This window comes from Streptomyces sp. SID3343 (assembly GCF_009865215.1).
GTDB lineage: Bacteria > Actinomycetota > Actinomycetes > Streptomycetales > Streptomycetaceae > Embleya.
The window spans coordinates 1-7446 of record NZ_WWJX01000129.1; the positions used below are offsets into that span (position 1 = coordinate 1).

The 7446-nt window shown below is 71.9% G+C and carries 5 protein-coding genes, 1 rRNA gene and 1 pseudogene; 5 read left to right on the plus strand and 2 right to left on the minus strand.

Annotated elements, in window-relative coordinates; translation table 11 throughout:
* Positions 1-67 precede the first annotated feature (67 nt).
* Positions 68-184: ribosomal RNA gene (gene rrf, locus GT354_RS04230) — 5S ribosomal RNA — on the plus strand.
* Positions 185-2485: 2301 nt separating this feature from the next.
* Positions 2486-3268, plus strand: a complete 783-nt coding sequence (locus GT354_RS52445; protein ID WP_237534363.1) for a hypothetical protein — start codon at positions 2486-2488, stop codon at positions 3266-3268.
* 115 nt (positions 3269-3383) lie between these two features.
* On the opposite strand, the gene GT354_RS04240 is transcribed toward GT354_RS52445, so the two are convergent.
* A complete protein-coding gene (locus tag GT354_RS04240) occupies positions 3384-4640 on the minus strand; it encodes a DUF1015 domain-containing protein (RefSeq protein WP_161354807.1) in 1257 nt (418 codons plus the stop codon).
* 69 nt (positions 4641-4709) lie between these two features.
* Between GT354_RS04240 and GT354_RS04245 the strand changes: the two genes are divergently transcribed.
* Both GT354_RS04245 and GT354_RS04250 read left to right on the plus strand, forming a co-directional pair.
* Positions 4710-5255: a tetratricopeptide repeat protein gene (locus tag GT354_RS04245; protein ID WP_237534362.1), complete on the plus strand. Its 546-nt coding sequence runs from the start codon at positions 4710-4712 to the stop codon at positions 5253-5255.
* Between the two features lie 62 nt (positions 5256-5317).
* Complete coding sequence (locus tag GT354_RS04250) at positions 5318-6328, plus strand: HAD-IIA family hydrolase (RefSeq protein WP_346011842.1); 1011 nt, start codon at positions 5318-5320, stop codon at positions 6326-6328.
* A gap of 128 nt (positions 6329-6456) precedes the next feature.
* Here the strand turns inward: GT354_RS04250 and GT354_RS04255 are convergent, their stop codons facing one another.
* The gene (locus GT354_RS04255; protein ID WP_161354809.1) at positions 6457-6798 is read right to left on the minus strand and encodes an alkyl sulfatase C-terminal domain-containing protein; all 342 of its coding nucleotides are present in this window, start codon (positions 6796-6798) and stop codon (positions 6457-6459) included.
* Positions 6799-6979: 181 nt separating this feature from the next.
* Between GT354_RS04255 and GT354_RS04260 the strand changes: the two are divergent.
* A pseudogene (locus GT354_RS04260) lies at positions 6980-7446 on the plus strand (hypothetical protein); the annotation flags it as partial.

Genomic DNA, 7446 nt, shown 5'->3' on the forward strand with positions numbered 1-7446 from the left:
TAATTGAATCACCGCATGTGATTTCTGGTTCGCCGTTGTCTCGGTTGATATCGAGGTTCGATGGTTTTCCGGTGGTCTTGGCGGAGAGGAAACGCCCGGTCTCATTCCGAACCCGGAAGCTAAGCTCTCCAGCGCCGATGGTACTGCACTCGAAGGGGTGTGGGAGAGTAGGACGCCGCCGGAATCAACGTGAGTAAGGGGCCCCACCCCGGTGGGGCCCCTTATTTTTTTATCCTGTTCTATTTCACCGTGGCGACCCCTGACCAAAGGGTCCGTGCCGCCACTGTCGGGTGCGCCGGCTTCGTTCGTCATACGGGACAATGGTGGTCGCGCCATAGGCGACTGCGTACCCGCACGACGATCACGAGGAGCAAACCCCATGTCCAATCCCCCCTCCGAGGGACGGCCGAATCGCCGTCCTGCCGGATCGCAGAACTCGGGGGGCGGTGGCGGCGGTGATCGCCGGCCGTTCAACCGTGACGATCGCGGTGGCCGTCCGGCCTCCGGTGATCGTGACCGGGGTGGCGACCGTAGCGGTTCGCGTCCTCCCTTCAATCGTGACGGCAACCGCGGTGGCGGTTCCGGTGCCGGGCGTCCGCAGTCGGGCGGTCGTGACGACCGCGGCGGCGCCTCGCGCCCCGCGTTCGGTCGTGACAGCAGGCGGGACGGTAACCGCGACGACCGTGGTGGTTCCGGTGGTTCGCGTCCGCCGTTCCGGTCGGACCGGCCTGCGCGTGACGACCGCAGCGGTGGTGGCGCCTCGCGCCCGCCGTTCAAGCGCGACGGCAACCGCGACGACCGCGGCGGCAGCCGTCCGCCCTTCAACCGTGACGACCGCGGCGGCAGCCGTCCTCCCTTCAACCGTGACGATCGCGGTGGCTCTTCGCGTCCCTCGTTCAACCGTGACGACCGCGGCGCCGGGCGTCCGCAGTCCGGTGGACGGGACGACCGCGGGGGCTCTTCGCGACCTTCGTTCAACCGTGACGACCGTGGTGGTTCCGGTGGTTCGCGTCCGCCGTACCGTTCCGACCGCCCCGAGCGTTCGGACCGGCCCGCGTTCAACCGCGACGACCGCCCGGCACGCGACGACCGTCCCGGGTTCCGGTCCGACGGTCCCGAGCGTGACCACGGGCAATCGCGGACTTCGTACGGAGCCCGCGGCGACCACGCGATCTCGCGTCCGGCGCGTGACGACCGTGAGGGCGGCCGTCCGCCGTTCAACCGCGACGACCGCGGCGGCTCGCGTCCGCCGTTCAGGGGTGACGAGCGCGGGGGCCGGGACGATCGTCCCGGGTTCCGCGAGGAGCGTGGCGGGGACCGTCGTCCGCCGTTCCGGTCGGACCGTCCCGAGCGTTCGGACCGTCCCGCGTACAACCGTGACGACCGCGGTGACCGCGGTGGTGCCGGTGGGCGTCTGCCTTACCGTTCGGACCGTCCGGAGCGTTCGGATCGGCCCGCTCGTGACGACCGGCCGGCCCGTGACGATCGTGGCGGCTCTTCGCGCCCGTCGTTCAACCGTGACGATCGTGGGGGCTCTTCGCGTCCCGCGTTCAACCGTGACGATCGCGGTGGCTCCTCGCGCCCCTCGTTCAACCGTGACGACCGTGACGACCGTGGTGGCTCCGGTGGTTCGCGTCCGCCGTACCGCTCCGACCGGGCGGACCGGGCCGAGCGCGAGTTCGGTGACCGTGACCACAGGGACGGCGCGAGCAGCCGGCCGACCTACAACGGTCAGCCCGGCGCGCGTCAGCCGTTCCAGGAGCGCCGTCCGTCCACGCGTCGTGACGACCGTGGTGCCGGGCGTCCGCAGTCCGGTGGGCGTGACGACCGCGGGGGCTCTTCGCGACCTTCGTTCAACCGTGACGACCGCGGTGGTGCCGGCGCTTCGGGTGGTTCGCGTCCGCCGTTCCGGTCGGACCGGCCGGCTCGTGACGACCGTCCCGCCCGTGACGACCGAGGTGGTTCGCGTTCCTCGTTCAACGACCGCGGCGACCGCGGTGGCGCCGGTGGTTCGACCGGGCGGGCGCCGTTCCGGTCGGACCGTCCCGAGCGTTCGGACCGTCCCGCGTACAACCGTGACGACCGCGGTGGTGCGGGTGGTTCGCGTCCGCCGTTCCGTTCCGACCGCCCCGAGCGGTCGGACCGGCCGGGCCGTCCGGCTCGTGACGACCGAGGCGGTTCGCGCCCCTCGTTCGGCGACCGCGGCGGATCGTCGCGGCCCACGTCGAACCGTGACGACCGTGGCGGCTCGCGTCCCTCACACGGGGACCGTGACCGCGGCAGCCGTCCTTCGTTCGGCAACCGGGACGACCGCGGTGGCCGCGGTGGTGGCGGGTACGACCGTCGGGACGAGCCCGGTTACGTGCCGGTCGAGCGGATCTTCATCCCCGAGGACGTACAGGCCGAGGAGCTCGGCGCGGAAGCGCGCCAGGAGCTGCGCGGGCTGCCCAAGACCCTCGCGGACGAGGTTGCCCGCAACCTGGTGATGATCGGCCGTACGGTCGACGAGGATCCCGAACTGGCGTACAAGTACGCGAAGGTCGCGCTGCGGCTCGCTTCGCGAGTCGCCGCCGTGCGCGAGGCGGCCGGTATCGCGGCCTACATGGCCGGTGCGTACGCCGAGGCGCTGTCCGAGCTGCGTGCGGCTCGCCGGATGACCGGTTCCTCCGAGCACTGGGCCGTCATGGCGGACTGCGAGCGGGGCATGGGCCGTCCGGAGCGTGCGCTGCAGATGGCGGGCGCCGACGAGGTCAAGGAACTGGACAAGGCCGCGCAGATCGAGCTGCGGATCGTCGCCGCCGGTGCGCGTCGCGACCTGGACCAGCTCGACGCCGCCGTGGTCACCCTCCAGGTGCCGGAGCTGAACGCGAACTCGACCACGCCGTGGGTCGCCCGTCTGCGCTTCGCCTACGCCGACGCGCTTGCCGCGGTCGGTCGCGACGAAGAGGCGCGCGACTGGTTCGGTCGGGCCGCGGAAGCGGACGCGGGCGGCGAGACCGGTGCGGCCGAGCGGGTCGCCGAGATCGACGGTCTGGACTTCACGGACGCGCTCGACCCCGACGCCGAGGACGACGAGGACGACAGCGACATCGAGGACTCGGCCGCCGACGCGGTCGAGGACGACGAGGACGACGACGCGGACGCCGTCGACTCGGATGACACCGAGGACTCGGACACCGAGGACGCGGACGACGAGGACACCGACGAGGACGAGAACGCGGACGACAAGGGCGCGGGTGACGAGCCTGTCGCCGACAAGCGCGACTGAGCACCGAGCACCGAGCACCGAGTATCGAGTACTGAGCCGCATCGAGATCGACGAACGGGAAGGGCCCGGCACGAATGTGCCGGGCCCTTCCCGTTCGTCGTTTCGGCGGGCGGGGTTATTCCAGGTCGAGACTGCGCAGCACCAGCCCGGTGGCGGGTTTGGGACCGAAGGACGTCGACTTGCGGGGCATGCGGATGCCCTGTTCGGCGAGGCTGCGGACCACGCGTTCCTGGGTGGGTCTGAGCAGTACCGCGGTGCCGCCCGTGCGGTTGGCCTGGCGGACGGCGGCGGCCGCGTCGTGGACGTAGCCGATGTTGTCGAAGTTGTCCGGCACGCGCCAGACGTGTTCGAGCAGGGCCGCATGCAGGACGGTGGCGTCCAGACCGCGCCAGGTGGCCGGGCGGTCGTGTCGGATCGCGTCGTCGAGCAGCACCGGGTCGGGGCCCGTGAGCAAGTGGAAGCGGCGGTCGCCGGCGAGCAGGAAGGCGGGGCCGGCGGCCTGGTCGAGGGCCCACTGCGCGGCCGGGAGGGTGCCGTCGAGGGGCCGGGCCAGGAACGCGCCGGCGCCGGCGTTGCCGTATCTGGCGAGCGCGTCGAGGGCGTCGGACAGCCGCAGGTTGGGCAGCACGCGGTGGATCGCGCCGACCCGCAGCGGATGCCGGACGGTGTCCACGAGCAGGACCAGGCCGCGGTCCCACGGGCCGGCGCCGCGGCCGTCCGCGTGGGCGTGTTCGCGTATGCGGGTGTAGGCGGCCCAGCGGTGGTGACCGTCGGCGATGAGCGCGTTGCGCGGGGCCAGGTCGGCCCGGATCGCGGCGACGGCGTCGGGGTCGGTCACCGCCCACAACCGGTGGCGGATGCCGTCGGGGGTGCGCAGGCCGAGCAACGGGTGTTGGTGGGTGGTCTGTTCGACGATGTCGGAGGCGCGCCCGCCCCCCTTGTACACCAGCAGGATCGGCTCGGGGTTGGCCGCGAGTTCGGACATCAGCGCGGTACGGCCCGCGACCGGGCCCGGCATGACGTCCTCGTGCGGGAGTACCGCCGAGTCCAGGGACAGCGCGCCGATCAGGCCGCGTTGGATCGAGTTGTGGTCGCGCTGTTCGTAGATGTAGAGCGCGGGCAGCGGATCGGGACGCAGGACGCCCTCCGCCAACCACGTGCGCAAGGTGGTGCCGGCGTGTCGGGCCTCGCGAGGCAGCACGAGCCGCACGATGTTGTGCGGATCGGAGTCCTCCAGGACGGGGATCCCACCCGGTTCGACCACGTCGTACGGTGGCGAGGTCACCTGCGCGACGTCGCCGACGCGATCCGGGTCGTAGCGAAGCCCGCGGAAAGGCGCCAGATCGAGCCCGTTCGGCACTGCGTCGTCCATGGCCGAATGTTACGGGCCCGAGCGCGGGCAAGATCAGGACATCTGATGTCGAGCTGCGGGAGGGCGGTCATGGCGATGCCTCAGGGGGCCGACGGCGTGAACGGTGCGCCCACGGGTGATGTGTACGACTGGTACCGGCGGGGAGTCGCGTTGCTGTCGTCGGGTAATCCGGCGGCGGCGGCGCAGTTGTTGGCGCGTGCGGCCGACGCGGCGCCGGAGTCGCGCAGTGTGCGTGAGGCGCTGGCCCGGGCGTGGTTCGACTCGGGGAGACACGGTGAGGCGCTGCGGCACTTTCGCGCGGTGGCCGAGTCGGATCCGGCGGACGACTACGCCCAGTTCGGGTGGGGTCTGTCGGCCGCGCGAGTCGGGGACTTCGAGACGGCGGTGGAGCATCTGGCGCTCGCGGTCGCGATGCGGCCCGAGACGAAGCATTACCGCACGGCGCTGACCCAGTCGCGCGCCACGTTGCGAGCGCGGACCGGTGAGGCGGCGCGGATCGGTGAGTCCGGGACGGAGCACGGGACCGAGCACGGGACCGAGCACGGGACGCGGTACGGGACAGTGGGCAAGGACGGTGGAGACAACCTGATGGACGACGGGAGCGACAACGCGTGAGTAGGGATGCCTCGGCTGGGGAGACGGCGACGGTTGCGGGCGCCGCGGATGCGGCTGATGCCGTGGGCGATTCGGGTGGGTCGGAGTTGGTGCGGGCGTACGACGTCGCGCTGCTCGACCTGGACGGGGTCGTGTACACGGGCGCGCGGGCGGTTCCGTACGCCGTCGACGTGCTCACCGAGGCGCGGCGGCGGGGGATGGCGCTCGCGTACGTGACGAACAACGCGGCGCGTACGCCCGAGGCGGTGGCCGAGCACCTGGTCGAACTGGGCGTGCCGGCAAAGCCGGAGGACGTGGTGACGTCGGCCCAGGCGGCCGCGCGGGTGGTCGCGGAGCGGGTGCCCGAGGGCGCCTCGGTGCTCGTGGTGGGCGGTGAGGGGCTGGAGGTCGCGCTGCGTGAGCGGGGACTTCGGCCGGTGCGGTCGGCGGACGACGAACCGGCGGCGGTCGTTCAGGGCTACGCGGCGGACGTGGACTGGCGGCAGCTCGCGGAGGCGTCGTACGCGGTGATGCGCGGTGTGCCGTGGGTGGCTTCGAACGCAGATCTGACGATTCCCACCGAACGCGGCATCGCGCCGGGCAACGGCGCGCTGGTGGGTGTGGTGAGGGCGGCCACCGGGACCGAGCCGGTGGTCGCGGGGAAGCCGGAACTGCCGTTGCACCGCGAGACGATCCTGCGTACCGGCGCGAAGCGGCCGTTGGTGGTGGGGGATCGGCTCGACACGGACATCGAGGGCGCGTGCAACGGGGGCGTGGACAGCCTGTTGGTGCTCACCGGGGTCACCACGCCGGACGCGGCGCTCGCGGCGGCGCCGGGGCAGCGGCCGACGTTCGTCGCGGAGGACTTGCGCGCGTTGCTCGCGGAGCCGGTCACGGCTCGGCGGGAGGGCGACGCGTGGGTGTGCGGCGGCTGGACGGTGCGGGTGGCCGACGGGGCGCTGACGGTCGAGGGTTCGGGCGAGCGGATCGACGGCCTGCGCGCGGCGTGCGCGGCGGCTTGGTCGGTGGATTCGACGGGTTCGACGGGTTCGGCGGTGGACACGTCGGGCGTGGCGGCGGCCCTGGGCTGGTAGGCGGGGGTCGCGTTCCGGGCAGGGATGATCTTGGTGTCGGGAGGGTTGCAGGGCGCTTTTCGGCGCCTTCGCCTCGTGTCGTCTCGCCTCGCCACCGAGATCGTTCTGCCGGGCCGTTCGGGTCGGGGCTACAGAAGTTTGCGTAGGACCAGGAGGTCTTTGAAGGAGGCTTCCAGTTTGATGCGGCCCTTGGCCCAGGCGGCGGCGAAGTCGAGGGTGCCTGCGACCAGGGCGACCAGGTCGTCCCCGGTCGTGGTGAGGCGGATCTGGGCCTTGTCGTCCCGGGGTTCCGTGGTGATGTCGTGCAACGCGCCGTCGCGCAGTCGGCCGCTGAAGGTGACCTGAAGGTCGGTCAGTCGGCAGCTCAGGCTGCGGTCAAATTGGGTGGCCTTGCGGGTGTCACCCTCGGCTCGGCCCATCTTGGCGGACAGCTCCTCGAGCGCCGTGCGGCACTCCTCGACGGTGGCCATGCGATGCGCTTCCCTTCGTCGGATCCGGTTCGCGACCGTACCCCACCCGGCCGGTCGGGCCGTGGTGCCCCGTCTCGCGCGGGTCCAGGCGGTAGCGTCGGGGTGGACCGATCATCGCCGTCCGGTGCGCCCACGAAGCGTGGGGCACGGGCGGCCGGAGCAGGAAGGCAGGCGCCGGTTCATGCGAGACGTCGTTCGCAGTTACCTTCAGATCGCCGGCGGCTTGACCGAGATGACCCGGCAGCGGGTCACCGAGGTCGCCAGGGCCCTGGTGGAGCGCAGCGGGATCGATTTGGAGCAGGTTCCCGAGCAGGCGACCGCGTTGCCGCAGTACGTGCAGCAGGTCGCCGAGGAACTGTACGAGACCGGCAAGGCCAACCGTGATCTGCTGGTGGGCATCGTGCGCGGCGAGGTGGACAAGGCGCTCACGAGGTCGAAGCCGTGGACCAAGGACCTGGTGAAGGCCGAGGAGGAGATCGCCCGGCTCAAGGGCCGGGTGACCGACCTGGAGCACCGGCTCGCGCGGGCGTCGACGCCGCGTCCGCCGCGTCCGACGGCCGTGCCGGTGACCGAGGGTGCGCCGCCGAGGCGGGCCACCACCACGCGTTCCGCGACGCAGGTCGTCGACCCGTCGCCGGTGGACGGCGT